Here is a 17,963-nt window from a genome sequence, read left to right as displayed (position 1 = left end):
GGTACGAGCGGACGTTCCACGCCACGGCCGCTGACGCCGGAGCAGCGGTCCAGAACCAGCCCGACCGGCCTCCGACCATCGCCGGGGCGCTCCACCCTGCGCGATGAGGTGCCACCATTCGCGGTGTCCGCGCGCGGAGCTGCGTGTTTCCGGGTAAAGGGTCATGCCCAAATGGACGCTTCGAAGATCGTGTCCCGAGCGTAGAGTCAGCGCAATGACCGGACCGGGCTGGTGCGGTGCCGGGCATCGGATCGGCGAAAGGCACCCATTACCAACGATCAACCACCACCTTCGATATGCCGGTCGCCGGTGCAAACGCCCTCGGTTCCCGCTGCCGGTTGACGACGACGTCGAGCGATTTCCGGTTAACCTTATGAAGAAATTCGGAGGTGCGCGACGATCGGCCAGCGGCGCACCGGCCGATCGTCGCTTCGGCGAGCTGACGGACCTCGGTCGAGCAGATCGCCGCTGCGGTGGCAATACGTGTTCCGAGCAGTGGCGCCGTCATGGTTCCGTCGGCTGGCCTGAGTTCTCGGAGCCGGTCCGGCGATGCTGTCCGCACGGCAGGACGGGATGCGAAGCCGCATTCTGCTCGGAAAGGTTGCCCAGATGATCCAGCTGACTGACTGGGAACGTGGCCGCAGTGCATCGCCGCAGCAGAAGCCAAACCCCGCGCCGATCCGGGACGAGGTGCGCGGTCGCCGGGGTGCTGGCAGGTGAGCGAGCCCAGCGCCGTCCCCCGGCGCGCCGGGGGACGGCCGGAACCGGCGGATACAGGCGAAAGCGCCGGCCCCTCCCGAACCGAGGGGCACCCGCTGCCGCGGTACCTGTTCGAGAGTCAGGGCTTGGGCGCGGCCGTGCCGCTCGGGTCAGTGACAGGCGTGCCGGAGCTCATCGCCGAAGTGAAGAGGTCGGTGCCGGACGGATCGGCGGCCGAGTTCGACGAACTGCGGCGCGCCCTGCAAGTGAAGACCGCGACCTTCCTTGGCAAGGGCCAGATCCTGCGGCTCGGCGGCGGTCGCCTCGTCAGTGCCAGGATCGACTGGTCGCGAGCGCGGCACGTCGAAACCGAACCCGAGGCGAGTTCCGCAGCGGCAGAACGGCAGCACGCCTCCGCCGTCAGCTTGTCGATCAACCGGGCTCCCGCCTCGCAGTGGTCTGTTTTCGCTCCGGCGGTGCCCGGAATCTATGTCCTCGGTTCGCTGAAGGTCCCGACTGCTTCGGCGGTTTCGCGCAGCACGACGTACGCCTCTGCCCAGACCGAGCAGATTGTCGTCTCGCTGCCTGCCGGCTCCCCGAAGGACACGCCGAGCACGGGGGAGTACGGGGGCATGCGCTCGGTGCGCGTGCCATTCCGCTTCGTGTTCTCCCCACTCGGGAAGGACGGCGCGCCGACGCAGCCGCGGGTGCATGCCGCGACGGAGATTTGGGTCGACTTGGCGGTGCCGGTCGGCCTGCATCGGGAAGGCCGCCCGGTTCAGATGCCGGTCGAGCTGCCCGCATCGGTGGTCGAGTTTCCCTATCTGCGTGACGACGCGATTGCTTGGCATCGTGGCAAGCGCCTGCGCGGCGGAAGCGACCTGGCCGCGCAAGCGGCGGCGTTGCTCGGCGAGCTCGACGCGGATTCGTATCGAGTGCTGCACGATTTCCTCGGCGCGGACAACATCAAGGAGCGGTTGCCGGAGATGGCGGTCACGCCTGAGCAGGCCAAGGCGGGTGCGGGTTGGGTGTCGTCGCCCGCGCTGCTGCCGGCAGGCAATCCGGCCACGCGGCTGCTGTGGCGCAAAGACCAGCGCGTGGCGATGCGCATGATCGCCCGCCAGGTGGCCTTCGACCAGACAATTGCCGGGGCCGCGTTCCAGAAGCAGGCTTCGAGTTCGGCCGCCGCGGAAAGTTCCGGCACAACAGGGCACGACGGAGACATTTCGATCTCCGCCGGCCCGGGCGCCGACATCGGCATTGCCTCGATCGCGGGCGGTCCCCGCGTCGGAGCCGGCGCCGGCCGCAGCCGAACCCAAACGCACGGCCGCACGACGGAAGCGCGCGCCACGCGAACCTACACCGGCCAGCTCACCCGGTACCAAGTGGTCTACCACCGCGAGATCCGCATACCTGGGGACTCGCCGGTCATCATTCGCGACGCGGTCGAGGCGTATCACTGGGCGGCTGCCGCCGACGCACAAGAAGCGGGCATCACCGCTGAGGCGACCGGACCGATCGCGCGGGACGCCGTGGTGGCCGCCGCGGTGAAAACGGCCTTGCGGGCCGGCGAGGTCAGCGAGCTGCTCGCCAAGGTCATGCTGGACTCTGCCGCAGAGCTGCCCGGTCATCACCGGTGGAAATGGCGGAACACGAAGTTCGTGGCCCGGCCCGGCGATCCGGTGCCGGCCGGCGGCTCCTCCAAGGCGGAGAGACGGAGGTTGGCCAGACGGGACGAGATCCGCGACGGAGTCTCAGCGGCAGCCCTGACCCGGCGGGCGCCGGAGATGGTCGCGCACCGGCCGCTGATTGTGGATCTAGAACCCGAACCGGGCCGTGGACACGACTACCACGCTTGGTTCGAGGTCAGCGCGAGCCTGGAAGGCGACCTGGAGGACCTCGGTCCGGCAGACGGGCCGGTCACCGGTGAATCGCTGTCGGACAAGGAAGGCGTCTCCTACCGGCACGACACGTCGTGGTTATCGTCCGGCGGAGTGATCATCCGTGCATACACGGCGTTGGGTGCGGGCATGGGCCTGCTGACCGGCGGGCAAAAGCTCTCTTACCGCAGGGCCAAGGGATTCGAGTCCGGGCATTCGCGCACCGTGTCGAGGGGTGGCGTCCGTGGCACGGAAGTCGACGAATCCGGCAATGTCCGGCCGGAGCCGCTGCACCGGTACCGAGCCAGGATCGCCCTCGCCGTATCGGGAAAGCATTGGTCGCGACCCAATGAGCTGGTGCGCGGCGTCACGATGGGACTCACTGACAAACGCGTCCCCGACCTGCACGATCTGGTGATCGTCGACGAAAAGGCGGACGCCGACGGCCGCGAACGCGGCACGGTGACCGTGGATGTGGTTCTCGAACTGCCGGCCTCGCACGGCCAGCTCCAGGAAACGGTCGAGCCGCGGAACGAGGTCGAACTGGAAAACGTTTCGATCAACCGGATGCCGGAGTTCGGCCAAGAGCTGTCCCAGAAGCTCGACGGTCTCAAGATCAACCGCATCTACGGGCTGGAGCACGTCCGCGCGGCGGTGGCCGAATTGCTCGCGGAGGCATCCGCGGACCCGGTCTGGAAGTTCCAGGACCGCGAAAATTCCAAGCTGATCGAGATGGTCCTCTCCGAGGACGCGGTGCGCCACGACCCGCGCGCGTTCACGCGCAAGACCAGGCTGACCGGGTTTCGGTGGAAGGCCGCGCGCCGCGACGCCGTGGCGGCAGTGAGCGTGTCATTTCTTCTGCGCGATCCGAAGCCCTACGAAGATCCGGAGCCCAAGGAAACCGAATGGCTGCAGCCGGTGCAAACGTTTGCCGGGGAAACGACGACAGGCACCGAGAAGGGCGGCACTTGGACGGTCGACGGGTTCGCCGAGCCCACCGCTCTCTTGCTGAGCGGAAACGCGGACGTCACCGGGGGGCTTACCACCCACAAAATGGGCGCGATTACCTCCGAATGGAAATTCTGGGCCACGAGCTGGGGGCGCCAGGCCGGTCGCCGGACGGTTGTTTCCACCGAAGCGTCGCTGTCGTCTGCGCCGCGGCAGGCTCGCCGCACCACAGCCACGGTCGAGGTCACCATCGTGGTGGAGACCCGCACAGAGGGAAACTGGGATCGCTGGGCCCTGTTCAAAGCGAAGCCGGTCAGGCGCGCGGCCAGACGGTTTGAGCTTTCGCGTCCAGCTGATTTGCTGGCGCTTCCTGAGCAGCTCGACGCGATCCGCCGCATCCAGGCCGAGGTGGACGCCCAGCGCGCAGCCGAGACGGCGGGCCCGCCGCCACAGCTGCCGGAAGCGTCTGCCGAACCCGCGAACAGCGATCTCAGCCCGGTGCCCGCGGGGCACGCGGTGGGCGGTCCGAGATGGGCTGATGGGTCTTTCGAACCCGTCGACTTGACCAGCCGGGACCTCATCGAGACTTTGCACCGGCAGCTGGTGCAGACTCTCGGCAAGAAGAAGGCCGATGGGCTGCTGCCGGACTCCCCGCTGGAGACCGGGCACGACAACGTCCGTGCTATCGAAACCTACCTGTCGCGGTACAAGCCCGCCTCGATCAGCGACGCGCACAACGGCGGCACGGGTGTCCCGTTGCGTCTCCAGGACCGGTTCACCGGGGAGACCTACGAACTGCGCGTCGGGGCCGAGCCGATCGGTGAGCCCGTACTCGACGGGATCAAGCACGCCGAGCTGACCAAGACCAGCATCAGCTGGCATCTCCGGAATTTCGCGGACAAGATCACCCGGGTGCTGCTGGAGGCCGTCACCATGGCGATCCCGCTCGCCCGGTTCCAAAGCGAGGACGCGGTCGCCGCCGACAAGGCCAGTCCTGGCGAGCACGGGGCACCATACGGCCAGCTCGGGTTCGGCTTGGGCCATGTCGTGGAGTGGCTCAAACAGGCAAGGGAGAAGACGAAATCCCGGCTGACCACGCACCGGCATCAAGAGGTGGTCCGGGGTGCGCTGGCTCAGCACCACGTCGAAACCTTGTTCGACGTCAGGATCGAGCGCCACGGCGAACGCGTCGCCGCTGTGCCGGTCACCCGGAATATCACAATGCTCACGCCGGTCGAAGACACCGCGGTTCGTCGCCCCGGCACGCTGGCGGAGGGCAAAGCTACCAAGCGCTCGGCTCTCTCCGCCGAGGAGAATTCTCTCGCCTGGTGGCGATCCGTCCCCGCCCCCCTGCCGGCCGATCCCGCGAAGTTCCGGGTGCTCGATTTTCACGGCCGAGTGGACGACCTGGTAAAAGCGGCAGAACAGCTGATCGTAGACTCCGGCGGCGAGGTAGACGCGAAAACCCGCAGAATGCTGCGCGACGGGCTCTCGCCGAGCCGGGTGGCCGGGTTCCTGGACAAGCGCGGACCGGAAGGCTTACCCCTCGATCTGCCGGCGGGACTCGGGCTGGAGCTCAGCGTGCATTCGAAGCTGTCTGGGCGCGGCACGCTCGAGGGCGTCAGCGCCCGGATCGAACTGGACGGCTTGACGGCTTCGACGGAGACTTGGAAGACGACGATCGAGACCAGCAACGAGCAGTCCGTGCGCGTGGTGCCGATCCTCGCCGGAGGGCTGCCGCAGCCGTCGGATTCGGCGGAATATCCGAATCGGAAACCAATGGGCGGATTCGGCATCTACGGGCTCCCCGCGGAGACCCTCGGCAGGCGGGGCGGCCAGCACGAGCAGGAAGGTACGGAGCAGGTAAGCGGCGGAGCGGCGCCGGTTGCGGGCGAACAGGCCGAGCAAACAGGAATAACCAGTGTCTGGTCGCATGGCGCCGGGTTCCGGATCGTCGCCAAGCCGGTTTCCCGAGCCGGATTCAAACGCACCGCTGTCGTGGATGTCGATTTCGCGCAGGGATATGTGGTCCGTCGCGCAGATCGGTCCCAGGACCTGCCGGCGGAGCTGGTGCGCGCAGCCAAAGAATTCGCGGCGCGGGACAAGGAATGGACTGCCGCCCGACAACGGGCCGCCAGGGAGAACGCGGACCCGGCCAGCTTGGCCGCGGTGATCGACACTGAGGTGAATCCCGGGCCCGCGAAACAGGCCGAGCAGGCCGCGGCGGCTGCCTATTGGCAGTCCAAACAGGACTACGAGGAACAGTTACCAGCCGGCCGGCACCACCCGGGCCGGCAAGAACGCGGGCCAGCCACGGTAGCTGTGAGGACGGCGGCCAAGCCGTCTCCGCGCGTCGGGAAGCCGCTGGAGCCGCGTGCACCGGACGAGCCTGCTCAGGTGCGCCGCGGTCTCGACCCGAATCGCACGTCTGCGGACTGGACCTCCGATGGGGCCCTGTGGGAAATTGCCGATGGGGTCTCGAAGGTTGCCCGGGCGCTCCCGCACGATCCGTTCTCCGCGTTGCGCACGCGAGGACCCGAGCCGCCTGATCTCGCCGGGGTTGAACTTGCGCTGGCCAGTTTGCCCGGGCCGGGATCGCCAATTGGTCCGGACACACTGCGGGCGTTGGGCAGGCAAACGGTCCCGAACGCCCGGATGTCGGCAGCCGTCGCGTTGTCCGGTCTTTTTCTGAGCGGTCGCGGTGATTTCGGCCCGCAGTATCTCCGGATGACGAATTACCGGAAGCGGCTGGAATACGTCTACGCCACATTGGCATCGCTGGCCGACGGGGAGGGAGAGCGTGCGCTTGCCTTGGTGGTACCGCACGTGGCGGGCCTCATGCACGCGAAAATCGGCGGCGAGCGGGCGGCCGCCTGGATGTTCCGATCCGTGCAGTACCTGTGGAGAGGCTGGCAGGAAGCCGACCCCGCCGCGCAGTCAGCCTGGTACGACGCCGCGGTTGCCCTAGCGCGATCCGCCAACCCCTTCCTTTTGAGCGGTCCGGGACTCAAGTGGTACGAGTTCCTCGAGCACAGGTTCGCCGGCGTGCCCGGCCTTGAGGACCCGGTGCGGGCGGTGCGGTCTGCCCTGTCCACCTGTCAATTCACGTGATCGGGCTGGCGCTGTCCGATCTGCCGGCTCAACCTCTCCCCGGCGCGGTCGGCGCGCCGCGGATCGCGCGTTCGACCGACGGCGAGGAGCATGGAGCGGGCATGAACAAGGCACTCAATGCGTCGCTTGCGGATAGTCCGGAAGCTACGCTGCAACGGCAGCGGCTCGTCAGCGGCTGCCCGCGGAGGGGCGAAGCCGATGCGGCTGGCGTGTTGTGCCGAGGCTGAACGACAAGGAGTCGATCAAGGACCGAAGCGGCAGCGCTCTGGCGGGCAACGGGTGCCTGCCGGTAGCCGACCGGCCGCGGTGCGGCGGAGACAGGGCCTGCCTTGTCCATGTTGAGGGTTGACTGCGATGTCGTCGTGCATGGTTTGCGGCGGGCTCCTCGGGCACAGTGTCCTGCTTTTTTGCCCTGGGCTTCTGCCGTCGAGCGCGTATGCGTCGTGGACTGGTACCTTCGAACAGGTTTAGCTGTCGGCCAGGCGATGCCGCCAAACGACTGATTTCGATTCCGAATGGCATCCAGCTGCGTCAGGTCGTGCCGGTGATCCGGTTTCGATCGGTCAATGCCGCACGTTTCTTCCCTGGCCAGGGCAATCCCGGATAAATAGTTGTGAAACGCCTGGAGGCCGCTGCAGATGAGCATTCACCTCGTCGCGGACCGCGGCTGCGTGACGTGGCACGGTCCGCACCGGCCGGTTGTCGCTTCATTGACGATCCGGAACTCGACTAGGGAACCCGCGCATCTGGTCGAGGTTTACAGCCCGGATTACGACGACGTGTGGCTGGGCTCCGCCGCGTCGTGCTGGGGAGGAGACGAGTCCGGCCGCCGAGGGTTCTCGATTCGGCCGGGGTTGCTCGTGCCACCGGACAGCGAAATCACGCTGGGACCGGAGAGCACGCCGATCATGGCCTATTCGCCGCGTCTGCCGCTGCAGCTCGAAGATCCCGTCCGCTTCGCCCTCCGGTTTTCTTCGGAGACTACGCTGATCGCCCGATTGCCGTTGGCCCGGAGCAGTTCGTGAACTTGAACGGGCGGATCGCCGGGTGCGGTGGCCGTTTCTCCCGGAGCGGCGTCATGGTGGTCCGGGCATCGCCTGCGCCACCGGGCTGGGGCCGGATTGCCGGTCCGCGGGCACCCGGGCCGCGGTGACCGGCAGCGCGCCGACGAGGGCGGCGAGTTCCGTGACGACGGTGTCCAGGCTTGTTGGACCCCAGATCAGGCAGCCGTTGGCCTGCCGTGATCTCGTGGTGGCGGGGGCGGGGGGCGGGGCAGCTGTGCCAGTCGACGATGCGGTCGGCGGGTGAGCGGATCGACGGGAAGCGCACGGTGCTGGGGAAGGGGCCGGATATCGCGGTTTGGAGGGCGGCGCGGCAGGGTCGGCGACCCGGATGCGGCGCCAGGAACCAGCCTTGAGATTCTCCGGGAGCTTCTCGAGAGCCTCCCGCCGCACGCCGGGCGTCAGGTTGGCCCGCCGCTCGTCGCGCAACTGCCGGATCCGGTGCCGCTTCCCCGACCGGGCCCGAGAGACAGCACAATTCGAGGCCCGCCAGCCGCTCGTCTGCCACTCCGGGCAAGGCGGCGAGGCGGGCCGGCGGATCGGTCCGCGTCGCAATTCCCCTTGAACGCCACGACGTCCGGGTGCTTCCGGATTGGCGGCGGGGTCTGCACGGGAGCCGGACAGCACACCTGTGAGCGGAGGAGCCGGCGGATTTCCGCGGAGTGCCCGCCGACGGCACGTACCCGGTCGCGCGGGGGAAGGCAACGGCAGTCCGGCCGCTTCGAAATCTTCCGCGGTCTCGAGACGGCCGCCGGTGGCCGTTCCCGTGGCCGCGAGCTCGCGCGCCAGCCGGGCCGGACGGGAGCAACCGTTGTCCAGCACCAGGTTCCCCACTTGAATCGACGATGCCGCCGCGAGCGCGACCAGCGTCGAGATCAGGGCCGTCGTGGGTGCCGCCGCCGGAATCGGCACTTTTCGGCCAACCTGATACCCCGGTTTCGGCTCGACGGAAGTTGACCGAGAGCGGCGGCCCGTACCGGCTTGTGATCGGCTGCCGTATTGCTGCCGGCAACATCGCCGCCACTGGTTCGCCGGTCCCTTGGGCGCCGTGGTCGGCCCACGCGCCCAACGGGTGAAACCCGTACCCTGCTTGAAATTCGGCGCGGCGCGCTCCATTTCCCAGCGCGCCGTCACCAACGTCGCATCCAGGTCGATGACGAGCGTATCACCAGCGTCCATACTGTAATCAGGCGCGGTCGCCGACGCGTTCCCGTTACAGCGCGGCCAGTTCTTGATCTGCGGGGTTTTGTGGGTGGCGTAGCTGTCCGGCACCAGATGCAGGTCCAGCTCTTTCGGGACTGCGGCGTCGATGAGTTTGAGGAACCGCAGGAATTCCTGGTGGCGATGCCAGCGATAGTGTTGCGCGATCACTGCTCCGCTGGAGACGTCGAAGGCGGCGAACAGGCTTGTGGTGCCGTGGCGCACGTAGTCGTGTGTCATCCGCGCCGGAGCGGTCGGCATGATCGGGAGGGTCGGCGCCGTCCGGTCGATCGCCCGCATCTGCGTTTTCTCGTCGACCGCGAGCACCAGGGCGTTGTTCGGCGGAGCCATGTACAAGCCGACGACGTCCCGGACCTTGTCCACGAATTGCGGCGCGGTCGGCAGTTTCCAGGTTTCGACAGCGTGCGTGCGGTTTCAGCCCGAACGCCCGCCAGATCCGGGAGACCGCCGACAGCGACATTCCCGTCCGGGGGGCCGTGTCATGACAACCGTGTAAGCCACGGATGGACCAGGATCGGGTCGCTGACGGCGTCCCAGGAAGGCTTCATCTGTGACTGAGAACACATCTGAACGAGCCGCGCATTCCACGGCCGGCGAGGCGCTCGCCCGTGCGTTGCCGCCGGACATGCTTGACGCCTTGGTGAAAGACGCGTACGCGAACGGCGGGGCGCTGGGTGCGCAAGAACTGCTGAACCAGATGACCAAAGCGGTGCTCGAACGGGCGCTGGACGCCGAAATGACCCATCATCTCGGCTATGAGAAAGGAGACCCCGCCGGAAACGGTTCCGGGAATTCCCGGAACGGCAAATCCTCGAAGACCGTGTCCACCTCGAACGGGCCGGTCGAGCTGGCGGTGCCGCGCGACCGGAACGGTTCGTTCGAACCGGCGATCGTGCCGAAACGCGCACGCAGGCTGGGCAATGTCGACGAAGCGATCCTGTCGCTGTATTCGCGCGGCATGACCACCCGGGACATCGAATCCCATGTGCGTGAAGTATATGGCGTGGACGTGTCGCGGGAATTGATCTCCAATGTGACCGAAGTGGTGACAGACGAGATCGCGTTGTGGCAGTCCCGGCCCCTGGACGAGATGTACCCGATTCTCTACGTCGACGGCCTGCGGCTGAGGGTCAAGGACAAGGGCGTGGTCACGTCCAAGGTCGCCTACCTGGCCGTCGGTGTGGACGTGGAAGGCCGCAAACACGCCCTCGGGCTCTGGATCGCCGACACCGAAGCGGCGAAGTTCTGGGCCAAGGTGGTCGCCGACCTGCGCAACCGCGGCGTGAAAGACATCCTGATCGCCTGCTGCGACGGCCTGACCGGCCTGCCCGACGCGATCCGCGGCGCGTTTCCCGACACCGTGGTCCAAACCTGCGTCGTGCACGTGATCCGCAACGCCATGCGCTTCGTTTCCTACGGCGACCGCAGGAAAGTCACGGCGAAAATGCGCGAGATCTACACCGCGCCGACACTCGAGGCGGCCGAGATCGCCCTCGCGGATTTCAACAAAGAGTTCGGCAGGCAATACCCGGCCGCCGTTCAGGTGTGGCGGCGCGCCTGGAACGACTTCACCCCTTTTCTTGAGGCCAGCGCAGGCCGGGAACGCTCATCACGGGCAGGTTCCGAACGCTGTCACCAAATGATCATACTGGTGGCGATCTGACGCCGGTCGATTGCTGACCAACCGGTATATAACGGTCGCCCACTCGAGATACCTTTGAGAATTTAACCGCATCCTGGCTTCGGCTATCAGATCGGCGCCGCGACGAGCGCGCCATCCATTCTGAATATCCATAGCCAGTTTGACCATTTTGGCGAAAACTTTCTCCGCCCAGTACGCCGACTCCGAAGCCAGCCTTGCCAAGCCTGGGATCTCGCTGGCGGCGAGAGAACGGGCCTTGCCGTCGACGAGCGCAATCGCCATTAAACGGCTCATTATCACGTCTGCCCTTCTCCTGTGATCAGGCTCGGAGAGATAGTCGAAGCCGATGGGGTGATAACCCCGACCGGCCAGAACGAGCAACGCGATTGCCGCATTCGTCCGCGAGTCGACAACTTCGGGTTTAAAGGCGGCCGATAAAGACCGTGCAACAAGCGGCGTCAGCTTTGAAGGGCTCTTCAGCCAATTCGCGGCGTTGGCGAAGTCCGGTGCCCCTTGGGGGAACCTGTGCAGCGCGGCAAGGGGGCTTTCCGGAAGACGCGAAGCGAATTCATTCACCGCGTCGATAGATTCTCGCGGCCAGCCGGCCCCGAGAATCGCCGTGCCCCGCCTTAAATGGCGGCCGACCGGAACGTCGCCGAACGCACGGGCTGAGTGTCCGACCTCCAGGGCATGACCGGCAGGTGGATGCGGCCCCGGTTCGGTGCCGGGCGACTCTGCGTGGACCGGTCGATTGACCAGGTCAGATGGCACCTTCGACCGGGCGCGCGGCACCATTCGCACGCCGGCGCGGATCCCGGATCGCGCGTCAGCTCGCCGCACCGAAATCAGGTCCCGACCACGGCTCATCTCCTCGTGCTCGGCCGGTGCCGGGCGCCCCTTCGCGACCGTCGGACCGGTATAGCTGGACTCAGGAGGCTCGGTGACAGGCTCGCCGGACAGCTCCACCGAGACGCGCACCATGTCCCCTGTGCCGGATTCCGCGGCTTCGCTCACCCGGATCTGGACTGCGTCCAGGTCGAACGTCCACCCCAGCGAGGACATGACCGCGTGTTCCGACGCCAGCCCGGCCCGGAACTCGCGCTCGACGCGGGCCGCCCATGCCCCGCCGCTGATCGTCACCTGGGGAAGCGGGCGATCGCGGGCCAGTGCCCGGCGGCCCGCGGCGATCCTGGCCGTGGCCTGCGCGCTCTGTCGCACCGCGACCAGTTGCTCGCTGGCCAGCGTCTCGCGGCCAGGCTCGACCTCGAGCTGCACCTCGACGACACGGCTGGCAGCGAAGTCCTCGTATGGGACCACGGGCTGCTCGCCGTGCGGCAGCCCGACCTCGCCGAATATGCCCTCGCGCTGCACTCGCAGAGCGCCGCGGCGGTACATCAGTTCCACCACGTTCGTCGCAGCGGTGGCCCCGGGCACCGGCCGCCGCGGCAGATCGAGATTCCATGCGCGCACGATCGATTCAGCGGCGCTCGGCCCGCCGAGCAGGCCGGGCGCGTTCAAGTAACAGACGTTGAAGCGCAGTCGTGGGGTCCGGATCGGGTGCGACTCCTGGAAGATCGTGCTTCCGTAGAGTACCGCGGCAGCCGCGTGCCCGGTCAGCGTCACGTAGTCGCCGCGGGCGTGCGCCACCCCGGTCCGGAGGGCAGCGATCATCCCGAACGGCAGTCCGTGGCTGTAGATCTGCCACGACTCGTCGTCGTTCGGCGCGACCAGCGCGACGTCGTGCTGACTCCCGTCCGGCGCGATCAACTGGGTGAAGTAGCGACGCTGGCTGTCTGGATCCGTCGTGACGCTGATGAGAGCGTCTCGCGGTGCGTCGAAATCCTCGGACGGCAAGATCTGGCCGGTGTGTTTCCCATCCTTGCCGAGTGCGGGATAGGCGATGACATCGCCGGCGGCCGGGTCGGGTGGCGGCACGGACACGAACCGCGCGATTGCGGTGTGCAGGGTGCCGTCCGGGTGAAACTCGACCGGTGCGTCGGGGATGTGGACCGTACGCGAGTACCCGCCGGAGGCAAATCCGCTGACGAAGTCCTGTCTGCCCACCACCGGGCCGTCGACCGTAGCCAGCACGATTGACGGCTCCTGGCCGCGCACGAGGTCGCCGCCTGCCACGCCACGGCCGAGCAGATAGCGCAGGATTCGGTCATAGGCCAGGACGTCGACCAACGCCCGCGAACTCAAGTCGAGCACCCGGCCCCGGCTCGTCCCGAGATAGCCGGTCGGTGAGCGTCGGGCCAGGACGATGACCGGCGGCTTCGACGAGCCGTGCCACGGTGCCCGGACAGTCCCCGCGGGCACCGTGATCGTGCCCGGGGCGTCGGATGTCGCGGCGAGTGCCCACTTCTGCAACGCGGAGACCAGTTCGGCATCGCCAGGCGAGCGGACCAGCAGTAGCCGCGGAGTGCCAGCGGCGGCATAGATCGGCAACAGATCGAGGTCGCCGGCTCGCGGCCGGGACACGAGGGCGAAGTCGGACGGCTGGTCGCGATGCCATCGCAGGCCGCCGTCGCCGGTCGGCGAGTGCACGTCCGGGAACAGGCCGGCCTCGTGTAGCGCCGAGGCGAAGTCGAAGCCGAAGCCTCCGAACTGGTTGCGCGCCGCGCCGTGCGGTGTCAGGACCACGACCGGCCGGTCCGGGGCGGCGGCCAGCAGACCGATGAACTCAGGCAATTGTGCGAACCCGGTGCCTAGCCAGTAGCCGTTCTCCTCGGTGCGGAAGCCCGTCGTGTGGGACACAGTCGTGCTGCTGCCGGTGCCGGGCGCCAGTACGAACACCGGGTCCGCGTCGCCCCACTCCGGGCTGGTGACGCCGCCCTCGCGGACGAGACGGGCGAACCGCTCCATCTCCGTCCGCGACCATTCGCCGTCCTGAGCGGGCAGGCCGAAGACCGAGCCGGAATGGAACAGGTCCACAGCCTTGAACAGGGTCGGCTGGTGGTGGAAGCCGTACGGGTGCGGGACGACCAGGACGCCACGCTGCAACTCGACCCGTCCCGAGTAGCTGTTGCTCTCCCAGCTGCCGCCGCTCAGCCTCATCAGCTCGGCCAGGAACCGCCCGGTGCGCTAGTGGCCGGGCGCGTTTTCGAGGGTAACGACATTCAATGCCGGGCGGACCAGCGCGTCGATCGCCTCACGGAAGCCCGGGTCCTCGAACACGACGGCGGCGAGCCGCTCCGGGCTCATCTCAACCGGGAGCGCGCCCGGGATGCCGACCAGGAAGCCGTCGGCCGCCGAAGCGTCGAGGTAGAGCCAGACCGGACGGGTCCGCCCGTCGTCGAGCCGCCATTGCGCCGGGATCGCGGCTTCGTGCACGACTTGGCCGTCTGGGCCGGTGGAGGAGATGCCGAACACGCGCTCGGAGTGCGTCGTCAGGGACCTCGCACGGATCTCGGGCAACCGAGAGGCAGCGAAGCTGAATCCGTGTGCGAAGCCATCCGCGGTGCGCAACGGCACCCCGCGTACGTCGTCTGACCGGAGAACGGACACAAGTTCGAAGTCACGGGCCTCGGGCTGGGCGAGGATGTCCAGGCTGGACAGCGGCACAATCGCGGCCTCGATGTGCCGATACGGGCCCGCGCGCCGCATCGAAACGGAGAACTCCGCGACCAGCTGCCAGACCTCGTCCGGGTCGCCTTGGTAGACCACGACGACGCGGACCTTCGTGAACGGGTCGGTCGCCACGAACCCGCCACTGCGCAGGATCGCATCGGCGGCTTCGCGGGCGTCGATCACGTCACTGTCGCCGACGACGAACGCGCCGCCGACGACTTCCAAGTAAACGTAGAGCGGCCCTTCCCGGTCTGATGGCGAGCTAGATCCCGTGTGCTCAGTAGAGCTGTGACCCGCGTACATCCGCGTCGGCCACCCGTTCGCGTGCGCGTCGGCGGACACTAGCGCGAGCCCACCGGGTGTGTCTGCAGTGGGAGGATAGTGCACGGGTTCGGGCGGGATCGGCGGCGGACGTTGTCCTATCGGGTCACGATCCCCTGACCCACTCGTCCGTCCGGCCGGACGGACGAGGCGCTCTTTCGCGCTCGCCTGTTCCTCAGCCGGCCACACGCCAACCTCCGCACGTGTCTGCAACGTCGGGTGCGTATACAGCGGATCGTTCAGACCGAAGACCGGGCGGCGGTCCACAGTGGTCGCCCGCAGGCAGACGGCGTTGCCGGGTGTCGTCAGCACAGCACCGCCGAACTCCGCCACCCCAAACCAGAAGCAGGCCTGCCGACCGGAGCCCGCCAGGCTCGGCGCGAGCGGGACGCCCGGCCGTCGCGAGGTGACCAGGGTGTTGGCGCCGAACAGGGTTCCGTCCGGTTCCGGGGCGAGCTGCGCATGGATCTTGGCCCGATCGGGCGCGGGGTGGTTGCCTGTGAGCCGGGGGGAGGGACGGTTGACGGCCAGCGCCGCCGCCGTCTAGGCGCTCAGCCGTCACCGGTCCGGGATGACCTTCCGGGTGAGCACCGGCGCTACGGGCAGACGCAGCTCGGCAGCTGTGAACTTCTGCACTGTGCGGGCCCCTGCGGTCGCCGCAGTCGCGCCGCTTGCATGAGGCGGTTCGGTCCTGGCCCAGCAGCACCATGGCGTGTAGCTCGATGGCGATGAACTCGGCCCGCGAGCCCGCGATCCGCCTGCATACCAGGTCGCCCGGCGTGCAACCGAAAACCCGGTCGGACTCCGCCAGGGTTTCCGGCGGCGCAGGCCCGATGCTGCGCTCGGACGCGTCGGCGGCTGCCAGGTCGAGATGCACCAGCGCCGTCAGACCGTCGACGCTGGTGAGGGTCTTTTTGTTGATGGCCGCCGCGACGCAGGCGGAGAGGAATGATTGCTCTTCGTGGCCGGTTGCGGCGAACAGCGATTCGATGAGCGCCCGCAGATTGCCCTGCAGCGCGGGGACGGCGGGCACGGCGAACTCCGCGGTACGGCTTATCCAGCCGTAATTGCACAAGACATGCGGAGCCACGCCTCTGACGAAAATTATGTCTGGATACCTGCCGTCGTGCCGGAACAATGGTTCGCTCGACCGCAGCCACACGGGATCCCGTTCGTCCAGTTTGCGAGCAGGAACCGACCGAAGCGCGACGGTGTCCAGTTCATCCTGGTCAACGCCGACCGGAGCGGACGCATTTCCCGCCTCGGATCGGGCCGGTTCGGCGGTCGAATCCGCGCCAGCGCCACCGTCGCTACGATCATCTGAGGAAACTGGAGCTGCGTGTACAGAGCCAGCAAACGACACGTCAACGGGGTCCGAGTCCTTCTGATTCCCCGCACCGGATACGGTAACGGCAACAGAACTCGCCCGATCCTCCGGGCCGGTGTCAACCGGCCCGGACAGGCGCAACGGACGGCGCGCCCTGACCGCACGGTCCCACAATTCGATCGTCTTCCGCCCGTTCCAGCCACAATTTCGCACCGCTTCAGAGATCCGCGTCACCAGCAACGCCGTGCCAGCACGCACGTCGGCCCGAAATGCCAACGAAAACGTCCCCGGCAGCTTCCTCCACAGCTGTGAACTCCGCATCCCTCTCCGCTGGCAAGGCGCCACCTCCGCGAACCTGCTCGGGAACTCCCCCGCCCGACCCGGTTCGGTCGCGCAGCAATACGCTGAGTGACCGTATGTGCACGTGCCTCCGATTTCCGCGAGCGCCGAGGGAATGCCTGTCATGACCCATCCACGTCGGCCGAACACCGGCAGGTTCACGAGGCAGGCAACAGCGCGCTCCGGATTTTGCCGCTCATGCTCGCAGCTGACCTAGATTTTCGCTGGTCGGCATACCGTTCCCCTCTTGGTCAGACTGGTGTGAGACACCCCGTGTGAGTGGGGGTTTCTGGCCGAGGGTGGGATCGGAGATCCTGGTGCACGTGTCCACGCCATCCGAGAAGCAGTCCCGGGGTTCGTCCGGCGACGATCAGCCCGGCCCCGCGCCGCGTCCGTCACGGCGGGCGTTCACCGCGGAGTACAAGCTCGCCGTGGTCGCCGAGTACGAGAACGCCCCGAATGGGGAGAAGGGCGCGATCCTGCGCCGGGAAGGCTTGTACTCTTCTCATATCATCGAATGGACACGAGCCCGCGACGCGGGATCCCTGGACGGTGAAGCAGCCGATTCGGGGACACCGGCGAAACGGGCGAAGAAGTCGGCCGAGCAGATCGAGTTGGAGAAACTCCGCCGGCAGAACCAGAAACTGACCTCTGATTTGACGAAAACCCGGATGGCGCTCGACATCATGGGAAAAGCACACGCGCTCTTGGAAGAACTCTCCGAGAGCACGGACAACGATCAGCCGCCGAGGACGTCCTGACCGCGTTCACCGAACTGCGCGCGGCGGAGGTTTCGGTGACGAAATCGTGCGCGCTGACCGGGATATCGAGGGCGACGCACTATCGGCACGTCAACCCGAAAGGGCCGGTGCACGGTCCGCGGCCGCCCCGCGCGCCGCCGCCGCGGGCCCTGGACGCCGCCGAGCGGGACCTGGTGCTGGAGTTGCTGAGCGGCCCGGCCTACCGGGACCTGGCGATCCCGCAGGTCTGGGCCAGGGAACTGGACGAAGGCCGGTACTGGTGTTCGGTCTCCACGATGTACCGGATCGCCCGCGCGGCCGGCCAGGTCCGGGAACGCCGCCGGCTGGCCGCCCACCCCGCCCGGGTCCGGCCCGAACTGGTCGCCCGCGGCCCGAATGAGGTGTGGTCGTGGGATATCACCGCACTGAAAGGACCGTCGAAAGGAATTTGGTACAAATGCTACGTCATCCTCGACATCTACTCTCGCTATGTCACCGGCTGGTTGGTCGCCGCCGCGGAGGACGCGGTCGTGGCGAAAGATCTCCTCGACGACGCCATGAACCGCAACGGCAGTCAGCCGCACACCATCCACGCCGACCGCGATGGTGTCGAAACCGGTGTCGGAACTCCTCGTCGATCTCCGTGTCATCCGGTCCCACTCCCGTCCCCGCACCTCGAATGACAACCCGTATTCGGAGGCCCAGTTCAAAACCCTGAAATATATGCCCGACTTCCCTGAACGATTCGGGTCACTGGAAGATGCCCGCGCGTTCTGCGACGGCTTCTTCATGGCCTACAACCACGAGCACCGGCATTCGGGGATCGGGATGCACACTCCCGCGTCCGTGCACTTCGGCACCGCCGAGCAGATCCGCACCCAGCGTCAGGCCACGCTCAACCAGGCCTACGCCGAGCACCCCGAACGCTTCACGCGCCGCCCACGCCCGCCCAAGCTGCCCGATGCGGCCTGGATCAACCAGCCCGCCGACCAGGCAAAACCAGCACCACCTAAGAGCGTGTCTCACTTGGATGGCGGTTGAGGTGCGAGCATGATCATGACTTGTGATGGACGAGTTGTCGCGACGATTGGTGCCCGACGAGTT

Annotated in this window: 9 protein-coding genes and 2 pseudogenes; 7 read left to right on the top strand and 4 right to left on the bottom strand. The window is 67.3% G+C overall.

Translation table 11 applies throughout. The annotated features are described in order from the left end of the window. Nucleotides 1-268: 268 nt before the first annotated feature. Nucleotides 269-508, bottom strand: coding sequence for a hypothetical protein (locus ACZ7SW_RS38575; RefSeq protein ID WP_470235306.1), 240 nt, complete (start codon nucleotides 506-508; stop codon nucleotides 269-271). A gap of 373 nt (nucleotides 509-881) precedes the next feature. Here ACZ7SW_RS38575 and ACZ7SW_RS38570 point away from each other — a divergent pair, with 373 nt between their 5' ends. Together ACZ7SW_RS38570 and ACZ7SW_RS38565 are read left to right on the top strand one after the other, a co-directional pair. Then, entirely contained in the window at nucleotides 882-6,638 is a 5,757-nt protein-coding gene (locus ACZ7SW_RS38570) for a hypothetical protein (protein ID WP_470235305.1), read from the top strand. A 638-nt stretch (nucleotides 6,639-7,276) separates the two neighbouring features. Then, on the top strand, nucleotides 7,277-7,663 hold the full coding sequence (locus tag ACZ7SW_RS38565; RefSeq protein WP_470235304.1) for a hypothetical protein: 387 nt from the start codon (nucleotides 7,277-7,279) through the stop codon (nucleotides 7,661-7,663). Between the two features lie 983 nt (nucleotides 7,664-8,646). On the opposite strand, the pseudogene ACZ7SW_RS38560 reads toward ACZ7SW_RS38565, so the two are convergent. Further along, a pseudogene (locus ACZ7SW_RS38560) lies at nucleotides 8,647-8,905 on the bottom strand (IS1380 family transposase); the annotation flags it as partial. 640 nt (nucleotides 8,906-9,545) lie between these two features. Here ACZ7SW_RS38560 and ACZ7SW_RS38555 point away from each other — a divergent pair. Beyond that, nucleotides 9,546-10,505: pseudogene (locus ACZ7SW_RS38555) on the top strand (IS256 family transposase); the annotation flags it as partial. A 24-nt stretch (nucleotides 10,506-10,529) separates the two neighbouring features. On the opposite strand, the gene ACZ7SW_RS38550 reads toward ACZ7SW_RS38555, so the two are convergent. After that, nucleotides 10,530-13,619 (bottom strand): hypothetical protein, encoded by a 3,090-nt coding sequence (locus tag ACZ7SW_RS38550; RefSeq protein ID WP_470235303.1) that lies wholly within the window; start codon nucleotides 13,617-13,619, stop codon nucleotides 10,530-10,532. Between the two features lie 27 nt (nucleotides 13,620-13,646). Then, nucleotides 13,647-14,357 carry a hypothetical protein gene (locus ACZ7SW_RS38545; protein ID WP_470235302.1) on the bottom strand — a complete coding sequence of 237 codons (711 nt, stop codon included), beginning with the start codon at nucleotides 14,355-14,357 and terminating at the stop codon, nucleotides 13,647-13,649. 1,048 nt (nucleotides 14,358-15,405) lie between these two features. On the opposite strand from ACZ7SW_RS38545, the gene ACZ7SW_RS38540 reads away from it, so the two are divergent. From ACZ7SW_RS38540 to ACZ7SW_RS38525, 4 genes are all read left to right on the top strand, one after another. Next, nucleotides 15,406-15,777: a hypothetical protein gene (locus ACZ7SW_RS38540; protein ID WP_470235301.1), complete on the top strand. Its 372-nt coding sequence runs from the start codon at nucleotides 15,406-15,408 to the stop codon at nucleotides 15,775-15,777. 665 nt (nucleotides 15,778-16,442) lie between these two features. After that, the gene (locus ACZ7SW_RS38535) at nucleotides 16,443-16,880 is read left to right on the top strand and encodes a transposase (protein WP_470235300.1); all 438 of its coding nucleotides are present in this window, start codon (nucleotides 16,443-16,445) and stop codon (nucleotides 16,878-16,880) included. A 35-nt stretch (nucleotides 16,881-16,915) separates the two neighbouring features. After that, nucleotides 16,916-17,542: a DDE-type integrase/transposase/recombinase gene (locus ACZ7SW_RS38530; protein WP_470235299.1), complete on the top strand. Its 627-nt coding sequence runs from the start codon at nucleotides 16,916-16,918 to the stop codon at nucleotides 17,540-17,542. Beyond that, nucleotides 17,463-17,900 (top strand): integrase core domain-containing protein, encoded by a 438-nt coding sequence (locus tag ACZ7SW_RS38525; RefSeq protein WP_470235298.1) that lies wholly within the window; start codon nucleotides 17,463-17,465, stop codon nucleotides 17,898-17,900. The genes ACZ7SW_RS38530 and ACZ7SW_RS38525 overlap by 80 nt, the downstream gene beginning before the upstream one ends. Nucleotides 17,901-17,963 lie beyond the last annotated feature (63 nt).

The organism is Amycolatopsis sp. NPDC114484, assembly GCF_055633755.1.
Note: the sequence above shows the minus strand (reverse complement) of the source record. Positions and strands in the feature narration are given on the sequence as shown.

What these genes read in the sequence shown, in the direction of transcription:
- ACZ7SW_RS38575 (WP_470235306.1), bottom strand. Translation starts at nt 508, where the DNA reads ATGACGGCGCCACTGCTCGGAACACGTATTGCCACCGCAGCGGCGATC.
- ACZ7SW_RS38565 (WP_470235304.1), top strand. Translation starts at nt 7,277, where the DNA reads ATGAGCATTCACCTCGTCGCGGACCGCGGCTGCGTGACGTGGCACGGT.
- ACZ7SW_RS38550 (WP_470235303.1), bottom strand. Translation starts at nt 13,619, where the DNA reads ATGAGGCTGAGCGGCGGCAGCTGGGAGAGCAACAGCTACTCGGGACGG.
- ACZ7SW_RS38525 (WP_470235298.1), top strand. Translation starts at nt 17,463, where the DNA reads ATGGTGTCGAAACCGGTGTCGGAACTCCTCGTCGATCTCCGTGTCATC.